Annotated in this window: 16 protein-coding genes and 1 tRNA gene; 14 read left to right on the top strand and 3 right to left on the bottom strand. The window is 68.9% G+C overall.

The window, feature by feature from the left end; genetic code table 11:
• The first annotated feature begins 63 nt into the window (after window positions 1-63).
• From ACFVGW_RS26420 to ACFVGW_RS26405, 4 genes are all read left to right on the top strand, one after another.
• Window positions 64-1,506, top strand: a complete 1,443-nt coding sequence (locus ACFVGW_RS26420; RefSeq protein ID WP_385853690.1) for an MFS transporter — start codon at window positions 64-66, stop codon at window positions 1,504-1,506.
• Between the two features lie 237 nt (window positions 1,507-1,743).
• Complete coding sequence (locus ACFVGW_RS26415) at window positions 1,744-2,802, top strand: UDP-N-acetylmuramate dehydrogenase (RefSeq protein WP_383295332.1); 1,059 nt, start codon at window positions 1,744-1,746, stop codon at window positions 2,800-2,802.
• A 98-nt stretch (window positions 2,803-2,900) separates the two neighbouring features.
• The gene (locus ACFVGW_RS26410; RefSeq protein ID WP_352188349.1) at window positions 2,901-3,437 is read left to right on the top strand and encodes a SigE family RNA polymerase sigma factor; all 537 of its coding nucleotides are present in this window, start codon (window positions 2,901-2,903) and stop codon (window positions 3,435-3,437) included.
• Window positions 3,437-4,354, top strand: a complete 918-nt coding sequence (locus tag ACFVGW_RS26405; RefSeq protein WP_385853689.1) for a hypothetical protein — start codon at window positions 3,437-3,439, stop codon at window positions 4,352-4,354. Before ACFVGW_RS26410 ends, ACFVGW_RS26405 begins: the two co-directional genes overlap by 1 nt.
• 24 nt (window positions 4,355-4,378) lie before the next feature.
• On the opposite strand, the gene ACFVGW_RS26400 is transcribed toward ACFVGW_RS26405, so the two are convergent.
• Window positions 4,379-5,011, bottom strand: a complete 633-nt coding sequence (locus ACFVGW_RS26400; RefSeq protein WP_385853688.1) for an NAD(P)-dependent oxidoreductase — start codon at window positions 5,009-5,011, stop codon at window positions 4,379-4,381.
• Between the two features lie 92 nt (window positions 5,012-5,103).
• Between ACFVGW_RS26400 and ACFVGW_RS26395 the strand changes: the two genes are divergently transcribed.
• Entirely contained in the window at window positions 5,104-5,703 is a 600-nt protein-coding gene (locus ACFVGW_RS26395) for a TetR/AcrR family transcriptional regulator (protein WP_385853687.1), read from the top strand.
• Here ACFVGW_RS26395 and ACFVGW_RS26390 read toward each other — a convergent pair.
• Together ACFVGW_RS26390 and ACFVGW_RS26385 are read right to left on the bottom strand one after the other, a co-directional pair.
• Window positions 5,700-6,779: an adenosine deaminase gene (locus ACFVGW_RS26390; protein WP_352188353.1), complete on the bottom strand. Its 1,080-nt coding sequence runs from the start codon at window positions 6,777-6,779 to the stop codon at window positions 5,700-5,702. The genes ACFVGW_RS26395 and ACFVGW_RS26390 overlap by 4 nt on opposite strands.
• 130 nt (window positions 6,780-6,909) lie before the next feature.
• Window positions 6,910-8,136, bottom strand: a complete 1,227-nt coding sequence (locus tag ACFVGW_RS26385) for a pyridoxal phosphate-dependent aminotransferase (protein WP_383223053.1) — start codon at window positions 8,134-8,136, stop codon at window positions 6,910-6,912.
• A 202-nt stretch (window positions 8,137-8,338) separates the two neighbouring features.
• Between ACFVGW_RS26385 and ACFVGW_RS26380 the strand changes: the two genes are divergently transcribed.
• From ACFVGW_RS26380 to ACFVGW_RS26340, 9 genes are all read left to right on the top strand, one after another.
• A tRNA-Trp gene (locus ACFVGW_RS26380) sits at window positions 8,339-8,411 on the top strand.
• Window positions 8,412-8,514: 103 nt separating this feature from the next.
• Window positions 8,515-8,802, top strand: a complete 288-nt coding sequence (gene secE / locus ACFVGW_RS26375) for a preprotein translocase subunit SecE (protein WP_137993978.1) — start codon at window positions 8,515-8,517, stop codon at window positions 8,800-8,802.
• A 43-nt stretch (window positions 8,803-8,845) separates the two neighbouring features.
• On the top strand, window positions 8,846-9,736 hold the full coding sequence (nusG, locus tag ACFVGW_RS26370) for a transcription termination/antitermination protein NusG (RefSeq protein ID WP_385853686.1): 891 nt from the start codon (window positions 8,846-8,848) through the stop codon (window positions 9,734-9,736).
• A 159-nt stretch (window positions 9,737-9,895) separates the two neighbouring features.
• A complete protein-coding gene (gene rplK / locus ACFVGW_RS26365; protein ID WP_030318720.1) occupies window positions 9,896-10,330 on the top strand; it encodes a 50S ribosomal protein L11 in 435 nt (144 codons plus the stop codon).
• Window positions 10,331-10,412: 82 nt separating this feature from the next.
• Window positions 10,413-11,141, top strand: coding sequence for a 50S ribosomal protein L1 (gene rplA, locus ACFVGW_RS26360; RefSeq protein ID WP_331912610.1), 729 nt, complete (start codon window positions 10,413-10,415; stop codon window positions 11,139-11,141).
• 446 nt (window positions 11,142-11,587) lie between these two features.
• Entirely contained in the window at window positions 11,588-12,118 is a 531-nt protein-coding gene (rplJ, locus tag ACFVGW_RS26355; protein ID WP_352188356.1) for a 50S ribosomal protein L10, read from the top strand.
• A 108-nt stretch (window positions 12,119-12,226) separates the two neighbouring features.
• A complete protein-coding gene (gene rplL, locus ACFVGW_RS26350; protein ID WP_352188357.1) occupies window positions 12,227-12,610 on the top strand; it encodes a 50S ribosomal protein L7/L12 in 384 nt (127 codons plus the stop codon).
• A gap of 542 nt (window positions 12,611-13,152) precedes the next feature.
• Window positions 13,153-16,635, top strand: coding sequence for a DNA-directed RNA polymerase subunit beta (rpoB, locus tag ACFVGW_RS26345; protein WP_352188358.1), 3,483 nt, complete (start codon window positions 13,153-13,155; stop codon window positions 16,633-16,635).
• A 107-nt stretch (window positions 16,636-16,742) separates the two neighbouring features.
• The gene (locus ACFVGW_RS26340) at window positions 16,743-20,642 is read left to right on the top strand and encodes a DNA-directed RNA polymerase subunit beta' (RefSeq protein ID WP_385853685.1); all 3,900 of its coding nucleotides are present in this window, start codon (window positions 16,743-16,745) and stop codon (window positions 20,640-20,642) included.
• The last annotated feature ends 70 nt before the right edge of the window (window positions 20,643-20,712 follow it).

The following is a 20,712-nucleotide window of genomic DNA, read 5'->3' as shown; positions in this document are numbered from 1 at the left end:
AAAGTTAGTCATCAATAACTAACCGTGAGTCGGTCAAGCGGACTCGTTCGAAGGGACGCAGTCATGAACCAGCCAGCAGCCCGTCGCGGTTCCGCCGCCTGGGCCCTCGTCATCACCAGTGTCGCCGGATTCATGGCGGCCCTCGACAACCTCGTCGTCACCACGGCTCTGCCCTCGATCCGCGAGGACCTCGGGGGAGCGCTGCACGACCTCGAATGGACCGTGAGCGCGTACACGCTGACGTTCGCTGTTCTGCTGATGTTCGGCGCCGCGCTCGGCGACCGGTTCGGCCGGCGCCGGCTCTTCGGCATCGGGCTCGCCGTCTTCACCGGCGCCTCCGCCGCGGCCGCGCTCGCGCCCGGCATCGACGCGCTGATCGCCGCCCGGGCGGTCCAGGGCGTCGGCGCGGCGATCATGATGCCGCTCACCCTGACCCTGCTGACGGCGGCGGTCCCGGCCGCCAAGCGGGGGATGGCGTTCGGGATCTGGGGCGCCGTCAACGGACTCGCGGTCGCCGCGGGGCCCCTCATCGGCGGCACCCTCACCGAACACATCTCCTGGCAGTGGATCTTCTGGCTGAACGTCCCGCTCGGCCTCGCGCTGCTCCCGCTCGCGCGGCTGCGGCTCTCCGAGTCGTACGGGACCGGGGCCCGCCTCGACGCCGTCGGCACGCTGCTCGCCAGCGGAGGTCTCTTCGGCATCGTGTACGGGCTGATCCGCGGCCCGATCGACGGCTGGACCTCGGCCACCGTGCTCACCGGTCTGCTCGCCGGCGGCGCGCTCCTCGGCGCGTTCGTCCGCCACGGCATCCGGGGGAGGGCGCCGATGCTGCCGATGCGGCTCTTCCGCGACCGGGCGTTCTCCGGGATCAACGCGGCGAGTCTGCTGATGTTCCTGGGGATGTTCGGCTCGATCTTCCTGCTCAGCCAGTACATGCAGGGCGTGCTGGGCTACTCGCCGACCGAGGCGGGCCTGCGGATGCTCCCCTGGACCGGGATGCCGATGCTCGTCGCGCCGCTCGCGGGCGCGCTCTCCGACCGGATCGGCGGCCGGCCGGTCGTCGCGACGGGCCTGGCGCTCCAGGCGATCGGCCTCGCCTGGTTCGCGGTCGTCGTCACGCCGGACGTCTCGTACGCGGCCCAGCTGCCCGCGCTGATCGTCAGCGGCGTCGGCATGGCGCTGTACTTCGCTCCGGCGGCCAACCTCGTCATGTCGAGCGTCCGTCCGTCCGAGCAGGGCATCGCGTCCGGGGCGAACAACGCCCTGCGGGAGGTGGGCGGCGCGCTCGGCGTCGCGGTGATGTCCTCGATCTTCGCCGCGCAGGGCGGCTACGGCTCGCCCCAGCAGTTCGTGAACGGCCTGGAACCGGCGCTGTGGGTCGGCGCGGGGATGGTGGCCCTGGGGGCCGCGGCCGCCCTCAGCATCCCGAGGCGTGGCGGCCGCTCGGGGTCGTCCCAGGACGCCACGGAGAAGACCCGGAAGGACCACCGGCTCGCCCAGGTGTGACGCCGACGGGGGTTCCCCGGAGGGGCGGGAGGCCGGAGCGGCGGGATCCCGGAGCGGCGGGAGGCCGGAACAGCCGGCCTCCCGCCGCCGTGCGCCGCGACGGCCGGGCACCGGCGTGCCGGCCTTCCCGTACGCGGGGGCCGGGTGGAGCCACTGCCGACGGGGGCGGCGCCGCGGGCCGGGCCGCCCCCGTCCGTGCCGCATGGGCTCGGCCGTACGCCCCGTACTCTTGAGCGCGTGCAGGAACTCCACGACGCTCCCCTCGCCCCCCTGACCACCTTCCGCCTCGGCGGGCCCGCGGTCCGGCTCGTCACGGCCACTACCGACGACGAGGTGATCGCCGTCGTCCGTGAGGCCGACGCCGCCGGCACGCCGCTGCTCGTCGTCGGGGGCGGGTCCAATCTGGTCATCGGCGACAAGGGGTTCGACGGGACCGCCCTGCGCATCGCGACCAAGGGCTTCGCGCTCGACGGGGCCACGCTGGAGCTCGCCGCCGGCGAGGTCTGGACCGACGCCGTGGCGCGGACCGTCGAGGCCGGGCTCGCCGGGATCGAGTGCCTCGCGGGGATCCCGGGATCGGCCGGAGCGACCCCGATCCAGAACGTCGGCGCGTACGGCCAGGAGGTCTCCGCCACCATCACCGAGGTCGTCGCCTACGACCGCCGGGCCGACGAGACCGTCACCCTCGCCAACGCCGACTGCGACTTCTCCTACCGTCACAGCCGCTTCAAGGCCGACCCGGACCGCTACGTCGTGCTGCGCGTCCGCTTCGGGCTGGAGGACGCGGCGGGGCTCTCCGCGCCGGTCAAGTACGCGGAGACCGCCCGTGCCCTCGGCGTCGAGGCCGGTGACCGCGTCCCGCTCGCGCAGGCCCGGGAGACCGTCCTGAAGCTGCGCGCCGGGAAGGGCATGGTCCTGGACCCCGACGACCACGACACCTGGTCGGCCGGCTCCTTCTTCACCAACCCGATCCTCACGGCGGCCGAGTACGAGACCTTCCTCGTCCGCGTCGCCGAGCGGCTCGGCGCCGACGTGACCCCGCCGGCCTTCCCCGCGGGCGCGGACGGCGACGTCAAGACCTCGGCCGCCTGGCTCATCGACAAGGCCGGTTTCACCAAGGGCTACGGCTCCGGCCCCGCCCGTATCTCCACCAAGCACACCCTCGCCCTCACCAACCGCGGCGAGGCCACCACCGAGGACCTCCTGGCGCTCGCCCGCGAGGTCGTCGCCGGCGTACGGGACGCGTTCGGGATCACGCTCGTCAACGAGCCGGTCACCGTCGGCGTCAGCATCTGAATCCGAGCACGTCCGTGGAACCCTCCGGGTTCCCCAGGTTGTCGAGTGGGTGACAGGCTCCCGGGAAGCGGGGCCGCACCGCTCGTCGAGGGGGAGTCGTGGAGGGGACGGGGCCACCGGAGCACACCGGGTTCGCGCAGTTCACCGAGTTCGCGGAGTCCGCGTACGCCTCGCTCCTGCGCACCGCCCGGCTCCTGACCGGCGACCCGCACGCCGCCGAGGACCTCGTCCAGGCCGCGCTGGTCAAGGTCTATCTGCGCTGGGGCGGCTCGGCCGGCTGGGACTCGCCCCAGGCGTACGCCCGCAAGGTCGTCGTCAACCTCTACGCGACCTGGCGCCGCCGCCGCTGGCACACCGAGGTCGTGCGCCCCGCGCACGACGGCGCGCCCGCGCCCGACACCCACGACATGGCCGGCGGCGCCGACGCGCGCCTCGAACTGGCCCGTGCCCTCGCCGCTCTGCCCCGCGCCCAGCGCGCGGTGGTGGTGCTCCGCTTCTACGAGGACCTGTCCGTGGAACAGACGGCCGAGCTGCTCGGCTGCTCGCCCGGGACGGTCAAGAGCCGGACCAACAGGGCCCTGGCACGGCTGCGCGCCGCGGGCGCGCTCGCCGGTTACGCGGGAAGGGGCGCGTGATGGACGACTCCGACGAACTCCTGAGGCTGAGGCGTGGGCTGCGTGATCTCGCCGACGGCGACCGACCGGCCGGGCCCGTGCCCGTCGCCGCCGTCGTGTCACGAGGGCGGCGCACCCGGCATGTACGGCGCTCGCTCGCGGCGGGAGCAGCCACGCTCGTGGTCGCCGGCGGCTCCGTCCTCGGCGTGAGCGGGGAGGACCGTCCGGCCCCGCCCTCGGGCCCGACCGCGGGGCCGGTCACCCCCACGCGTCCGTACGAGGGGACGTACGCGCCCCAGCCGCCGTCCGGAGCCCACGACCCCCTGGACACCGGGCCGGCGCGGCCGGTCGAGGGCGTCCGCTACCGCTACGACCTCTCCGCGGTCTGCGACCTCCGGTACGCCCATTTCGGCGGTCGGGTCTGGGAGCGGACCGACGGCGGATCGGCGGTCGCGGTGCGGTGGGCGGACGGCCGCATGCGGGGCTTCATGAGCTGGACGGACGGCAGGCGCTCCCGCTCGGAGCCGGACACGGCGGTCTTCGAGACGGAGTCGCCCGCCACCCTGCCCGCACTCCGCTTCCGCCTGGTGGCCGGACCCGCGCCGGAGTGCCTGGGCAGGGAACCGGAGCGGCGGTACGGGGACGCTCCCGCCGCCACCCTCGGCCCGGAGCGCCCGGAGCGGAACGTCCGGTACCCGTACGACATGACCAAGGAGTGCGGGACGCGCTACGCGGTCTTCGCGGGCCGCCTGTGGCGTGCCGAGGGCGGGGGGCGGACGGAGACGCACGTCGACTGGGCGAACGAGCTTCCGCTGGCCGCCTTCATGACCCTGACCTCCGGGCGGACGGCGGTACTGGAGTGGCCCGCCGGGGCGGAGGAGACCCCGAGGACGACCACGTACCGCCCGGTGGAGGCCCGGGGCGACGACTGCGGGTAGTCCCGCAGCGTGCCCCTCGCCCCCTCAGTACGCCACCCCCACGGCCTGCTTGACCGTGGCAGGGTCGGCGAGTGCCGCCAGCATGGCGTGGGCGACGTCCGCGCGGGCCAGGGTGCGGCCGCGGGGCGGGGTGCCGCCGACGACCGTGCGGTAGCGGCCGGTGACGGGCTTGTCCGTGAGCTTGGGCGGGCGTACGGACGTCCACTCAGTGGCGCTCGCGGCGAGCTCGCCCTCCATCACGCGCAGGTCCGCGTAGATGTCCTTGTAGAGGGTGTTGATGATCGGGAGCACGGCCTTCTCGATGACCGACTGGCCGTCCGGGACGGGGCCGAGCGGGGCGGCGCTGACCACGACGAGACGCCGCACACCTTCGGCGTCCATGGCGGCGAGGACCGAGCGCGTGAGCTTCGCGGCGACGCCGGCGTCCGCGCGGGTGCGGGCGCCCAGGCCGGAGAGGACCGCGTCCTTGCCGGCCACCGCCGCGCGCAGCGACTCGGGGTCCGACAGGTCGGCACGGTAGACCTCCAGGCGCTCTCCCGTGACGGCGAACCGTGCCGGGTCCCGTACGACGGCCGTCACGTCGTGGCCTTCGGTCAGGGCCTGGCGGACGATCTCCCGGCCGACTCCGCCGGTCGCTCCAAAGACGGTGAGCTTCATGTCACGCCTTCCTGAGGAGGGGTGGGTAAGTGTTCACTCACCTCTAGGGTGGGTGGGTACTCACTCACCCGTCAAGTGTGTTTGGAGGATGCATGGAGCAGAAGCCGACCCGCGTCCGGATCATCGACGCGGCCCACCGCCTCATGCGCACCGCGGGCCTTGCCCGCACCACGACGAAGGAGATCGCCAAGGAGGCGGGCTGCTCGGAGGCGGCGCTGTACAAGTACTTCCCGAGCAAGGAGGACCTGTTCGTGACCGTCCTCAACGAACGGCTGCCCCAGCTCGGCGGGCTCCTCGGCACCCTCGTCACCGACCCGGGCGGCCGCGGCGTCGAGGAGAACCTCACCGAGATCGCCCGGCAGGCCGCGCTCTTCTACGAGCAGACCTTCCCGATCGTCGCCTCGCTCTACGCGGAGCCGAGCCTCAAGCGGCGCCACGACGACATCCTGCGCGAACTCGGCGTCGGCCCGCACCGGCCGATCGAGGGGGTCGCCGCCTACCTCCGCACCGAGCAGCAGCACGGCCGCATCGGCCCCGCCGCCGACCCGCTCGCCGCCGCCTCCCTGCTCCTGGGCGCCTGCGCCCAGCGCGCCTTCGCCTGGGAGATGACCCCCGACGGCCGGCCCCCGCAGGACGTCGACACCTTCGCGGCCTCCGTCGCCCGCACCCTGATGGCGGGCATCGGGTCCTAGGGAGCCGGAACCGCCAGCCAGTCGTCGACGCCCGAGAGGAGCTTCTCGCGGACGTCCTCGGGAGCCGCCGAGCCGCGGATCGACTGGCGGGCCAGCTCGGCCAGCTCCACGTCCGTGAAGGCGTGGTGCCGGCGGGCGATCTCGTACTGGGCCGCGAGCCGCGACCCGAAGAGCAGCGGGTCGTCCGCGCCCAGGGCCATCGGGACGCCGGCCTCGAAGAGCGCGCGCAGCGGGACGTCCTCGTGCTTCTCGTAGACCCCCAGCGCCACGTTGGACGCCGGGCAGACCTCGCAGGTCACGCCCTTCTCGGCGAGCTTGCGCAGCACCCGTGGGTCCTCCGCCGCCCGCACCCCGTGACCGATCCGCGCCGCCCGGAGGTCGTCCAGGCAGTCCCGTACCGACGCCGGGCCCGTCAGCTCGCCGCCGTGCGGGGCCGCGAGCAGACCACCCTCGCGGGCGATGGCGAAGGCGCGGTCGAAGTCGCGGGCCATGCCACGGCGCTCGTCGTTGGAGAGCCCGAAGCCGACCACGCCCCGCTCGGCGTACCGCACCGCGAGCCGGGCGAGCGTACGGGCCTCCAGCGGGTGCTTCATCCGGTTCGCCGCCACCAGGACCCGCATCCCGAGCCCCGTCTCCCGCACGGCCGCGTCGACCGCGTCGAGGATGATCTCCATCGCCGGGATCAGTCCGCCGAGCAGCGGGGCGTACGAGGTCGGGTCGACCTGGATCTCCAGCCATCCCGAGCCGTCCCGCACGTCCTCCTGGGCCGCCTCGCGCACCAGGCGCTGGATGTCCTCGGGCTCCCGCAGGCAGGAGCGGGCGATGTCGTACAGCCGCTGGAAGCGGAACCAGCCGCGCTCGTCGGTGGCCCGCAGCCTGGGCGGTGTGCCGCTGCTCAGCGCCTCGGGGAGATGGACGCCGTACTTGTCCGCCAGCTCGATGAGCGTGGTGGACCGCATCGAGCCGGTGAAGTGCAGATGCAGATGCGCCTTCGGCAGCAGGCTGATGTCGCGGGAGGCCTGACCGGAAGGGCGCTCGGAAACGTGCTCGGAAACCTGCTCGGAAACGTGCTCCATTGAAGGATCTTGCCGCACCCGAATGGCGGAACACAGCCCCTTTCCCCGATCGGGACCTTGCTAGAACGTAAAAACGGGCCCCCGGTTCCGGAGAACCGGGGGCCCGTCAGCCGTGAAGGCCGAGGTGGCCTCAGTCGCGCGCCTCCGCCAGCAGCTTCTGGATCCGGGACACACCCTCCACCAGGTCCTCGTCGCCCAGCGCGTACGAGAGCCGCAGGTAGCCGGGGGTGCCGAAGGCCTCGCCCGGGACGACCGCGACCTCGGCCTCGTCCAGGATCAGCGCGGCCAGTTCGACCGAGTCCTGCGGGCGCTTGCCGCGGATCTCCTTGCCGAGCAGCCCCTTCACCGACGGGTACACGTAGAACGCGCCCTCGGGGGTCGGGCAGAGGACGCCCTCGATCTCGTTGAGCATCCGCACGATGGTCTGGCGGCGCCGGTCGAAGGCGCGGCCCATCTCGGCGACGGCGTCCAGGTTGCCCGAGACGGCGGCGAGCGCGGCCACCTGCGCCACGTTGCTCACGTTGGACGTGGCGTGCGACTGCAGGTTCGTCGCGGCCTTCACGACGTCCTTCGGGCCGATGATCCACCCCACGCGCCAGCCGGTCATCGCGTACGTCTTGGCGACACCGTTGACGACGATGCACTTGTCGCGCAGCTCGGGCATCACCGACGGCAGGGAGACGGCGGAGGCGCCGCCGTAGACCAGGTGCTCGTAGATCTCGTCCGTCAGCACCCACAGACCGTGCTCGACGGCCCAGCGGCCGATGGCCTCGGTCTCCGTCTCGCTGTACACGGCGCCGGTCGGGTTCGACGGGGAGACGAAGAGGACGACCTTGGTCTTCTCCGTGCGCGCCGCCTCCAGCTGCTCCACCGAGACGCGGTAGCCGGTGGTCTCGTCGGCGACGACCTCGACCGGCACACCGCCCGCGAGCCGGATCGACTCCGGGTACGTCGTCCAGTACGGGGCCGGGACGATGACCTCGTCACCCGGGTCGAGGATCGCGGCGAACGCCTCGTAGATCGCCTGCTTGCCGCCGTTGGTCACCAGGACCTGGGAGGCGTCGACCTCGTAGCCGGAGTCGCGGAGGGTCTTCGCGGCGATCGCGGCCTTCAGCTCGGGCAGACCGCCGGCCGGCGTGTAGCGGTGGTACTTCGGGTTCTTGCACGCCTCGACGGCGGCTTCGACGATGTAGTCCGGCGTCGGGAAGTCGGGCTCACCCGCGCCGAAGCCGATCACCGGGCGCCCGGCGGCCTTGAGGGCCTTGGCCTTGGCGTCGACGGCGAGGGTCGCGGACTCGGAGATCGCACCGACGCGGGCGGAGACCCGGCGCTCGGTCGGAGGGGTAGCAGCGCTCATACGGCCATGCTCCCAGACCGCGTTTCCGTCCGGCACACAGGTTTCAGGGTGCGGACAGGACCGGTCATTCTCGGTCGTACGACGGCCCGCGAGGGCTCCGACGTGCTTTCTGTTCGACGCGGCGCTCATGAACACGTACACTCACTGCTCGTTGGCCCTCACCGACCACATCTCACGATGCGGTAGGTTGGGGAAGCCGCAAAGGGTCGTAGCTCAATTGGTAGAGCACCGGTCTCCAAAACCGGCGGTTGGGGGTTCAAGTCCCTCCGGCCCTGCTACACACACCGCCAGGATGTGTGCGCATGTACGTACTTCGATGCACCGCCGTGCGGATCCACCCGGCACGGCACTGCCATGACCCGGGATCAGGTGAGAAGCGTGACGGACGCCGTGGGCTCCATCGACATGCCTGATGCCGAGGACGAGGCTCCGGACTCGAAGAAGAAGGCCCGCAAGGGCGGCAAGCGCGGGAAGAAGGGCCCTCTGGGTCGCCTCGCGCTCTTCTACCGCCAGATCGTCGCGGAGCTTCGCAAGGTCGTCTGGCCCACTCGCAGCCAGCTGACGACGTACACCACGGTAGTGATTGTCTTCGTTGTCATCATGATCGGCCTCGTGACCGTGATTGACTATGGCTTCCAGGAAGCAGTCAAGTACGTCTTCGGCTGACTTCTTGTTCCACCCCATCTGTATCCAGGAAGAAGCAGCCACCGTGTCTGACCCGAACCTGAACGAGTCTGTTTCCGAGGACGAGCTCGACATCCTCGAGGCGGCCGACGAGGACCAGGCCGAGGCTGCTGACGCCGCTGCGGGCGAGGCTGCCGAAGAGGCCGCCCTCTCCGTCGAGGACGACTCCGAGGAGTCGGACGAGGACGACGTCGAGGACGACACCGACGTCGAGGACGAGTCCGACGAGGACACCGACGTCGAGGCCGAGGCCGAGCTGGAAGAGGCCGAGGAGGCCGAGGAGGAGCCCGCCGCTCCCGTCGACCCCATCCAGGCCCTGCGCGACGAACTCCGCGGCCTGCCCGGCGAGTGGTACGTGATCCACACCTACGCGGGCTACGAGAAGCGCGTGAAGGCCAACCTCGAGCAGCGTGCCGTCTCGCTGAACGTCGAGGAGTTCATCTACCAGGCCGAGGTGCCCGAGGAAGAGATCGTCCAGATCAAGAACGGCGAGCGCAAGAACGTCCGGCAGAACAAGCTGCCCGGCTACGTGCTCGTCCGCATGGATCTGACGAACGAGTCCTGGGGCGTCGTCCGCAACACCCCCGGCGTCACCGGCTTCGTGGGCAACGCCTACGACCCGTACCCGCTGACCCTGGACGAGATCGTCAAGATGCTCGCCCCGGAGGCCGAGGAGAAGGCCGCCCGCGAGGCCGCCGAGGCCGAGGGCAAGCCGGCTCCCGCCCGCAAGGTCGAGGTCCAGGTCCTGGACTTCGAGGTCGGCGACTCGGTCACCGTCACCGACGGCCCCTTCGCCACCCTCCAGGCGACGATCAACGAGATCAACGCCGACTCGAAGAAGGTCAAGGGCCTCGTCGAGATCTTCGGTCGCGAGACCCCGGTCGAGCTCAGCTTCGACCAGATCCAGAAGAACTGACCCTCACAGGTTTCCGACCAGGTCAGAGTGGCTCTCGTAGCCGCTCTGACCTGCTCGGTTTTTAGCCGCACGTCTATACCCGTTATCGTTGTGCGGTATGCCTCCATCCGGATGACCGGATCGGCGGCTGAACACTCTCACTAGGACCCGGAGAGAGCAATGCCTCCCAAGAAGAAGAAGGTCACGGGGCTTATCAAGCTCCAGATCAACGCTGGTGCGGCCAACCCGGCCCCGCCGGTCGGTCCCGCGCTGGGCCAGCACGGCGTCAACATCATGGAGTTCTGCAAGGCCTACAACGCCGCGACCGAGTCGCAGCGTGGCATGGTCGTGCCGGTGGAGATCACGGTCTACGAGGACCGTAGCTTCACCTTCATCACCAAGACTCCGCCGGCCGCCAAGCTGATCCTCAAGGCCGCGGGTGTGGACAAGGGCTCCGGCGAGCCGCACAAGACCAAGGTCGCGAAGCTCACGGCCGCTCAGGTCCGCGAGATCGCCACGGTCAAGCTCCCCGACCTGAACGCCAACGACCTGGACGCCGCGTCGAAGATCATCGCCGGCACCGCCCGTTCCATGGGCATCACGGTCGAGGGCTGATCAGCCCCCCTTGTGACCTCAGTGGTAGGGCCAGCGCCGGCCCGCACCACGACTCCACACACCTGAACCAACAGGAGAAGCAGTGAAGCGCAGCAAGGCACTCCGCGCCGCGGACGCCAAGATCGACCGGGAGCGCAACTACGCCCCCCTCGAGGCCGTCCGTCTGGCCAAGGACACCGCCGCCACCAAGTTCGACGGCACCGTCGAGGTCGCCTTCCGCCTGGGCGTCGACCCGCGCAAGGCCGACCAGATGGTCCGTGGCACCGTGAACCTCCCGCACGGCACCGGTAAGACCGCCCGGGTCCTGGTCTTCGCGACCGGTGACCGTGCCGAGGCCGCGATCGCCGCGGGCGCCGACATCGTCGGCTCCGACGAGCTCATCGACGAGATCTCCAAGGGCAACCGCCTGAACGAGTTCGACGCCGTTGTGGCCACCCCGGACCTCATGGGCAAGGTCGGCCGCCTCGGCCGCGTCCTCGGCCCGCGTGGTCTCATGCCGAACCCGAAGACCGGCACCGTCACCCCCGATGTCGCGAAGGCTGTCAACGACATCAAGGGCGGCAAGATCGAGTTCCGCGTCGACAAGCACTCGAACCTGCACTTCATCATCGGCAAGGTCTCCTTCGACGAGACGAAGCTGGTCGAGAACTACGCCGCGGCTCTGGAGGAGATCCTCCGTCTGAAGCCGTCCGCCGCCAAGGGCCGCTACATCAAGAAGGCGACCCTGACGACGACGATGGGCCCCGGCATCCCGCTGGACTCCAACCGCACCCGCAACCTCCTCGTCGAGGAGGACCCGGCCGCGGTCTGAGCCCACACGGCTCACTGAGTGGTCAGCCGGCCCCCGTCCCCTCTTCGGAGGGGCCGGGGGCCGGCTTTCTTCGTACGGAGCCGTGGCGCGGGCTCTCAGGCGACGCCAGGGGTCCCAGAAGCCCCGGGACGCCCCGCCGGGCGCCCGGCGGGGCCTCCGAGGGGCTCGGCGAGGGCTGAGCCGTACGGGCGGATTTGCTCCCCGCCGCAGGCGTCGCGTACTCTTCCACAGAAGCCAAAGACCGCTGGTCGTTGCCGTGCTCTCGTAAGAGGTCCGGTGGCCGAAGGTTCGCTGAGATGCGAACGGCCCGCGCAGGTGATCGTGGAAGAGTTCCCGCGTCGATTTCGACTCGGTCGAGCTGAGCCCCGTGCGCCTGCGCCGGGGCGTTTCTCTTTGTTCAGCCCCTTCTGAGCGGTCCTCATCACCCGGAAGGAGGCCGACGCTCTATGGCAAGGCCCGACAAGGCTGCCGCGGTAGCCGAGCTCAAGGACAAGTTCCAGAGCTCGAGCGCCGTCGTGCTGACCGAGTACCGGGGTCTCACCGTGGCCCAGCTCAAGACGCTGCGCCGTTCGCTCGGTGAGAACGCCCAGTACGCCGTGGTGAAGAACACGCTGACCAAGATTGCGGCCAACGAGGCCGGGATCACCTCGCTCGACGACCAGTTCACCGGTCCGACGGGCGCTGCCTTCATCACCGGTGACCCGGTGGAGTCGGCCAAGGGTCTTCGTGACTTCGCCAAGGACAACCCGAATCTCATCATCAAGGGCGGTGTCCTTGATGGTAAGGCGCTCTCCGCCGATGAGATCAAGAAGCTTGCGGACCTCGAGTCCCGCGAGGTTCTGCTCAGCAAGCTGGCCGGTGCCTTCAAGGGCAAGCAGTCCCAGACTGCTTCGCTCCTCCAGGCGCTGCCGTCGAAGTTCGTCCGCACCGCGGAGGCGCTTCGCGTCAAGCTCGCCGAGCAGGGCGGTGCCGAGTAATTCGGCTCGCGCACTGATCCACGCCGCCTAGTGCGTGGGTCGTAGCGGGCCGTTACGCCCGCCTCTATATACATCCGGCACCCGCCGAATTAGTGGAAGGACGCCATCATGGCGAAGCTGTCCCAGGACGACCTGCTCGCGCAGTTCGAGGAGATGACCCTCATCGAGCTCTCCGAGTTCGTGAAGGCCTTCGAGGAGAAGTTCGACGTCACCGCCGCCGCGGCCGTCGCCGTTGCCGGCCCCGCCCAGGGTGGCGCTGCCCCCGAGGCCGCCGAGGAGCAGGACGAGTTCGACGTCATCCTCGAGGGTGCGGGCGACAAGAAGATCCAGGTCATCAAGGTCGTGCGTGAGCTCACCTCCCTGGGCCTGAAGGAGGCCAAGGACCTCGTCGACGGCACCCCGAAGCCGGTCCTCGAGAAGGTCGCCAAGGAGGCCGCGGAGAAGGCTGCCGAGTCCCTCAAGGCCGCCGGCGCCTCCGTCACGGTCAAGTAAGACCCTGCGAGTCTCCTGACTCGTTCTGGCGCCCCTCAGGCGCCTCGTCGAGGGCGATCACCCATCCGGGTGGTCGCCCTTCGGCGTACCCCGGGAGGGCGTGGCGGGGGTCGTGGGAGGCGCCGGGAGCGGAGTATGGTGATCTTCGCCGTGCGCCCCCGCTGACCGGGGGGCCTTGACGAACCGCACGCAGCGCGCAATTCTCAGGACGCGTCGTCACAACGATCCGTATCCGAGGCATGGATCGACGGCGGAACGGGCAGTATCGAGGTGCGCCGCACGGCGCGAGGTACCGCGGAGTTGAGAACAACGAGGGTCGCGAAAAACTCGCCCTGGACATCAGTGGGCCAAGTGGCTACACTGACCCTTTGCGCTGCCTGTTAGCTGCCCCCTGCCCGTCACCAGGGGCATACTCCGCGAGAGCATTGTCGGCAGACCTGACCTGAACTGGGCTTTTGGCCATATCGGGAAATGTCTGTCCCTCTGCGTCGCTGGGGACCGGTACGCGCGTAGTGAGTCCGAGCCCTCGGAAGGACCCCCTCTTGGCCGCCTCGCGCAACGCCTCGACCAATACGAACAACGGCGCCAGCACCGCCCCGCTGCGCATCTCCTTTGCAAAGATCAAGGAGCCCCTCGAGGTTCCGAACCTCCTCGCGCTGCAGACCGAGAGCTTTGACTGGCTGCTCGGCAACGCCGCCTGGAAGGCTCGCGTCGAGGCCGCTCTCGAGTCGGGACAGGACGTCCCCAGGAAGTCGGGTCTGGAGGAGATCTTCGAGGAGATCTCTCCGATCGAGGACTTCTCCGGGTCGATGTCGCTGACCTTCCGCGACCACCGCTTCGAGCCCCCGAAGAACTCGATCGACGAGTGCAAGGACCGTGACTTCACGTACGGCGCCCCGCTCTTCGTCACGGCCGAGTTCACCAACAACGAGACCGGCGAGATCAAGTCCCAGACGGTCTTCATGGGCGACTTCCCGCTCATGACGAACAAGGGCACCTTCGTCATCAACGGCACCGAGCGTGTCGTGGTCTCGCAGCTGGTCCGTTCGCCGGGCGTCTACTTCGACTCCTCCATCGACAAGACGTCCGACAAGGACATCTTCTCCGCCAAGATCATCCCGTCCCGGGGTGCCTGGCTGGAGATGGAGATCGACAAGCGCGACATGGTCGGTGTCCGCATCGACCGCAAGCGCAAGCAATCCGTCACCGTCCTCCTGAAGGCGCTCGGCTGGACCACCGAGCAGATCCTGCAGGAGTTCGGCGAGTACGAGTCCATGCGCGCCACCCTGGAGAAGGACCACACCCAGGGTCAGGACGACGCGCTGCTCGACATCTACCGCAAGCTCCGTCCGGGCGAGCCGCCGACCCGCGAGGCCGCTCAGACGCTGCTCGAGAACCTCTACTTCAACCCGAAGCGCTACGACCTCGCGAAGGTCGGCCGCTACAAGGTGAACAAGAAGCTCGGCGCGGACGAGCCGCTGGACGCCGGTGTCCTGACCACCGACGACGTCATCGCCACGATCAAGTACCTGGTGAAGCTCCACGCGGGCGAGACCGAGACGATCGGCGAGTCGGGCCGGGAGATCGTCGTCGAGACCGACGACATCGACCACTTCGGCAACCGTCGTCTGCGCAACGTCGGCGAGCTCATCCAGAACCAGGTCCGTACGGGTCTGGCCCGTATGGAGCGCGTCGTGCGCGAGCGCATGACCACCCAGGACGTCGAGGCGATCACGCCGCAGACCCTGATCAACATCCGGCCGGTCGTCGCCTCCATCAAGGAGTTCTTCGGCACCAGCCAGCTGTCGCAGTTCATGGACCAGAACAACCCGCTGTCGGGTCTGACGCACAAGCGTCGTCTCTCGGCGCTGGGTCCCGGTGGTCTGTCCCGTGAGCGGGCCGGCTTCGAGGTCCGAGACGTGCACCCGTCCCACTACGGACGCATGTGCCCGATCGAGACCCCCGAAGGCCCGAACATCGGTCTGATCGGTTCGCTCGCCTCGTACGGCCGTGTCAACGCGTTCGGCTTCATCGAGACGCCGTACCGCAAGGTCGTCGACGGCCAGGTCACCGACGAGGTCGACTACATCACGGCCGACGAGGAGGACCGCTTCGTCATCGCCCAGGCGAACGCGACCCTGAACGACGAGCTCCGCTTCACCGAGCCGCGCGTCCTGGTCCGCCGCCGTGGTGGCGAGGTCGACTACGTCCCGCCGACCGAGGTCGACTACATGGACGTCTCGCCGCGCCAGATGGTGTCGGTCGCGACGGCCATGATCCCCTTCCTCGAGCACGACGACGCCAACCGTGCCCTCATGGGCGCGAACATGATGCGTCAGGCGGTGCCGCTGATTAAGTCCGAGGCCCCGCTCGTCGGTACCGGCATGGAGTACCGCTGTGCCACCGACGCCGGTGACGTGCCGAAGGCCGACAAGGACGGTGTCGTCCAGGAGGTCTCGGCCGACTACATCACCGTTGCCAACGACGACGGCACGTACACCACGTACCGGATGGCCAAGTTCTCCCGCTCGAACCAGGGCACCTCGGTCAACCAGAAGGTCGTCGTCTCCGAGGGCGACCGGGTCATCGAGGGCCAGGTCCTCGCCGACGGTCCGGCCACCGAGAACGGTGAGATGGCGCTCGGCAAGAACCTGCTCGTGGCGTTCATGCCGTGGGAGGGTCACAACTACGAGGACGCGATCATCCTGTCGCAGCGCCTCGTGCAGGACGACGTCCTCTCCTCGATCCACATCGAGGAGCACGAGGTCGACGCCCGTGACACCAAGCTCGGCCCGGAGGAGATCACCCGGGACATCCCGAACGTCTCCGAGGAGGTCCTCGCCGACCTCGACGAGCGCGGCATCATCCGTATCGGTGCCGAGGTCGTCGCCGGCGACATCCTCGTCGGCAAGGTCACGCCCAAGGGTGAGACCGAGCTGACCCCCGAGGAGCGTCTGCTCCGCGCGATCTTCGGTGAGAAGGCGCGTGAGGTCCGTGACACCTCGCTGAAGGTGCCGCACGGCGAGACCGGCAAGGTCATCGGCGTCCGCGTCTTCGACCGCGAGGAGGGCGACGAGCTTCCCCCGGGCGTGAACCAGCTGGTCCGCGTCTACGTCGCCCAGAAGCGCAAGATCACCGACGGTGACAAGCTCGCCGGCCGTCACGGCAACAAGGGTGTCATCTCCAAGATCCTTCCGATCGAGGACATGCCGTTCCTCGAGGACGGAACGCCGGTCGACATCATCCTCAACCCGCTGGGTGTCCCGTCCCGAATGAACCCGGGACAGGTCCTGGAGATCCACCTCGGCTGGCTCGCCAGCCGCGGCTGGGACGTCTCCGGCCTCGCGGACGACTGGGCGCAGCGCCTGCAGGCCATCGGCGCCGACCAGGTCGCCCCGGGCACCAACGTCGCCACCCCCGTCTTCGACGGTGCGCGTGAGGACGAGCTCGCGGGTCTGCTGCAGCACACGATCCCGAACCGCGACGGCGAGCGCATGGTGCTCCCCTCCGGCAAGGCGCGTCTGTTCGACGGCCGCTCCGGCGAGCCGTTCCCGGACCCGATCTCGGTCGGGTACATGTACATCCTCAAGCTCCACCACCTGGTCGACGACAAGCTGCACGCCCGGTCGACCGGTCCGTACTCGATGATCACCCAGCAGCCGCTGGGTGGTAAGGCCCAGTTCGGTGGCCAGCGCTTCGGTGAGATGGAGGTGTGGGCGCTGGAGGCGTACGGCGCCGCGTACGCCCTCCAGGAGCTGCTGACGATCAAGTCCGACGACGTGACCGGCCGCGTGAAGGTCTACGAGGCCATCGTCAAGGGCGAGAACATCCCTGAGCCCGGCATCCCCGAGTCCTTCAAGGTGCTCATCAAGGAGATGCAGTCCCTGTGCCTCAACGTGGAGGTGCTGTCCTCGGACGGCATGTCCATCGAGATGCGCGACACCGACGAGGACGTCTTCCGCGCAGCGGAGGAGCTCGGTATCGACCTGTCCCGGCGCGAGCCGAGCAGCGTCGAAGAGGTCTGACGGGAGTCCGGTACGGGGACTCGGTGCAATCCACTGAGTCCCCGGCCGGCCCCAGGACCCCCGTTTCAGACCCCAAGACTTACAACCCTGAGAGGGATTGACGCATAGTGCTCGACGTCAACTTCTTCGATGAGCTCCGGATCGGTCTGGCCACCGCTGACGACATCCGTCAGTGGAGCCACGGCGAGGTCAAGAAGCCTGAGACCATCAACTACCGCACGCTCAAGCCCGAGAAGGACGGACTCTTCTGCGAGAAGATCTTCGGTCCGACCCGGGACTGGGAGTGCTACTGCGGCAAGTACAAGCGTGTCCGCTTCAAGGGCATCATCTGTGAGCGGTGTGGCGTCGAGGTCACCCGCGCCAAGGTGCGCCGTGAGCGGATGGGCCACATCGAGCTCGCCGCCCCCGTCACCCACATCTGGTACTTCAAGGGCGTCCCGTCGCGCCTCGGATACCTGCTGGACCTCGCGCCGAAGGACCTCGAGAAGGTCATCTACTTCGCCGCGTACATGATCACGTTCGTGGACGACGAGCGCCGGACGCGTGACCTGCCCTCGCTGGAGGCGCACGTCTCCGTCGAGCGTCAGCAGATCGAGAACCGTCGCGACTCCGACCTCGAGGCCCGCGCCAAGAAGCTCGAGACCGACCTGGCCGAGCTCGAGGCCGAGGGTGCCAAGGCCGACGTGCGCCGCAAGGTGCGCGAGGGTGCCGAGCGTGAGATGAAGCAGCTGCGCGACCGTGCGCAGCGCGAGATCGACCGTCTCGACGAGGTCTGGAACCGCTTCAAGAACCTCAAGGTCCAGGACCTGGAGGGCGACGAGCTCCTCTACCGCGAGCTGCGTGACCGCTTCGGCACGTACTTCGACGGTTCGATGGGTGCCGCCGCGCTGCAGAAGCGCCTGGAGTCCTTCGACCTGGACGAGGAGGCCGAGCGCCTCCGCGAGATCATCCGTACCGGCAAGGGCCAGAAGAAGACCCGTGCGCTCAAGCGCCTCAAGGTCGTCTCCGCGTTCCTGCAGACCGCGAACAGCCCCAAGGGCATGGTTCTCGACTGCGTGCCGGTGATCCCGCCGGACCTGCGTCCGATGGTGCAGCTGGACGGTGGCCGCTTCGCGACCTCCGACCTGAACGACCTGTACCGCCGTGTGATCAACCGCAACAACCGTCTGAAGCGTCTGCTCGACCTCGGTGCCCCCGAGATCATCGTGAACAACGAGAAGCGGATGCTCCAGGAGGCGGTCGACGCCCTCTTCGACAACGGCCGTCGTGGTCGCCCGGTCACGGGCCCCGGCAACCGTCCGCTGAAGTCCCTCAGCGACATGCTGAAGGGCAAGCAGGGTCGATTCCGTCAGAACCTGCTCGGTAAGCGTGTGGACTACTCCGCGCGTTCCGTCATCGTCGTCGGTCCGCAGCTGAAGCTGCACCAGTGTGGTCTGCCGAAGGCCATGGCGCTGGAGCTCTTCAAGCCGTTCGTGATGAAGCGCCTGGTCGACCTGAACCACGCGCAGAACATCAAGAGCGCCAAGCGGATGGTCGAGCGCGGCCGCACGGTCGTGTACGACGTCCTCGAAGAGGTCATCGCCGAGCACCCGGTTCTGCTGAACCGTGCGCCCACGCTGCACCGCCTCGGCATCCAGGCCTTCGAGCCGCAGCTGGTCGAGGGCAAGGCCATCCAGATCCACCCGCTCGTCTGTACCGCGTTCAACGCGGACTTCGACGGTGACCAGATGGCCGTCCACCTGCCGCTCTCCGCGGAGGCGCAGGCCGAGGCCCGCATCCTGATGCTGTCCTCGAACAACATCCTCAAGCCGGCCGACGGCCGTCCGGTCACGATGCCGACCCAGGACATGGTCCTCGGTCTGTTCTTCCTGACCACCGACGGTGAGCTGCGCGACACCAAGGGCGAGGGCCGCGCGTTCGGCTCCACCGCGGAGGCCACCATGGCCTTCGACGCCGGCGAGCTCGCGCTGCAGTCGTCCGTCGACATCCGCTTCCCGATCGGCACCGTTCCGCCGCGCGGCTGGGTTCCCCCGGTCGCGGAGGAGGGCGAGCCGGAGTGGCAGCAGGGTGACTCGTTCCGTCTGCGGACGTCCCTTGGCCGCGCGCTCTTCAACGAGCTGCTGCCCGAGGACTACCCCTTCGTCGACTACTCGGTCGGCAAGAAGCAGCTCTCCGAGATCGTCAACGACCTCGCCGAGCGCTACCCCAAGGTCATCGTGGCGGCGACGCTCGACAACCTGAAGGCGGCGGGCTTCTACTGGGCGACCCGTTCCGGCGTCACCGTGGCCATCTCCGACGTCGTCGTTCCCGAGGCGAAGAAGGCCATCGTCGCGGGCTACGAGGCGCAGGACGAGAAGGTCCAGAAGCAGTACGAGCGCGGTCTCATCACCAAGGAAGAGCGCACTCAGGAGCTCATCGCGATCTGGACCAAGGCGACCAACGAGGTTGCCGAGGCCATGAACGAGAACTTCCCCAAGACGAACCCCATCTTCATGATGGTTGACTCGGGTGCCCGAGGAAACATGATGCAGATGCGGCAGATCGCCGGTATGCGTGGTCTGGTGTCGAACGCCAAGAACGAGACGATCCCGCGTCCCATCAAGGCGTCCTTCCGTGAGGGCCTCACCGTCCTCGAGTACTTCATCTCGACGCACGGTGCCCGTAAGGGTCTGGCCGACACCGCCCTGCGTACCGCCGACTCGGGTTACCTGACCCGTCGTCTGGTGGACGTCTCGCAGGACGTGATCATCCGCGAGGAGGACTGCGGCACCGAGCGCGGTCTGAAGCTGAAGATCGCCGAGCGGGGCGCCGACGGCGTCCTGCGGAAGACGGACGACGTCGAGACCTCCGTGTACGCGCGGATGCTCGCCGAGGACGTCGTCGTGGACGGCAAGGTCATCGCGCCGGCCAACGTCGACCTGGGTGACGTCCTGATCGACGCCCTCGTGGGCGCCGGTGTGGAGGAGGTCAAGACCCGCTCGGTCCTGACCTGTGAGTCCGCGGTCGGCACCTGTGCCTTCTGCTACGGCCGTTCGCTGGCCACCGGCAAGCTGGTCGACATCGGTGAGGCCGTCGGCATCATCGCGGCCCAGTCCATCGGTGAGCCCGGTACCCAGCTGACGATGCGTACCTTCCACACCGGTGGTGTGGCCGGTGACGACATCACCCAGGGTCTGCCCCGTGTCGTCGAGCTCTTCGAGGCTCGTCAGCCCAAGGGTGTCGCCCCGATCTCGGAGGCGGCCGGCCGCGTCCGTATCGAGGAGACCGAGAAGACCAAGAAGATCGTCGTCACCCCGGACGACGGCAGCGACGAGACGGCGTTCCCGATCTCGAAGCGTGCCCGTCTGCTGGTGGGCGAGGGCGACCACGTCGAGGTGGGCCAGAAGCTCACCGTGGGTGCCACCAACCCGCACGACGTGCTGCGGATCCTCGGTCAGCGCGCGGTCCAGGTCCACCTGGTCGGCGAGGTCCAGAAGGTCTACAACTCGCAGGGTGTGTCGATCCACGACAAGCACATCGAGATCATCATCCGGCAGATGCTGCGCCGCGTGACGATCATCGAGTCCGGCGACGCGGAGCTGCTGCCGGGCGAGCTCGTCGAGCGCTCGAAGTTCGAGACCGAGAACCGTCGTGTGGTCACCGAGGGCGGTCACCCCGCCTCCGGCCGTCCGCAGCTGATGGGTATCACCAAGGCCTCGCTGGCGACGGAGTCCTGGCTGTCGGCCGCCTCCTTCCAGGAGACGACCCGAGTCCTGACGGATGCGGCGATCAACGCCAAGTCCGACAGCCTCATCGGCCTCAAGGAGAACGTCATCATCGGTAAGCTCATCCCGGCCGGTACGGGTCTGTCCCGCTACCGCAACATCCGGGTCGAGCCGACCGAGGAGGCCAAGGCCGCGATGTACTCGGCCGTCGGCTACGACGACATCGACTACTCGCCGTTCGGCACGGGCTCCGGCCAGGCCGTTCCGCTGGAGGACTACGACTACGGTCCGTACAACCAGTAAGCGAGTCGCTTGAAGTACCGCAGGGCGGTCACTCCGTTTCGTACGGGGTGGCCGCCCTGCGGCGTTCCTG

It is taken from the genome of Streptomyces sp. NPDC127129, assembly GCF_042671585.1.
In the GTDB taxonomy this organism is placed as follows: Bacteria; Actinomycetota; Actinomycetes; order Streptomycetales; family Streptomycetaceae; genus Streptomyces.
The sequence above is the reverse complement of the archived record's forward strand: the minus strand, read 5'-3'. Positions and strand labels throughout refer to the sequence as shown.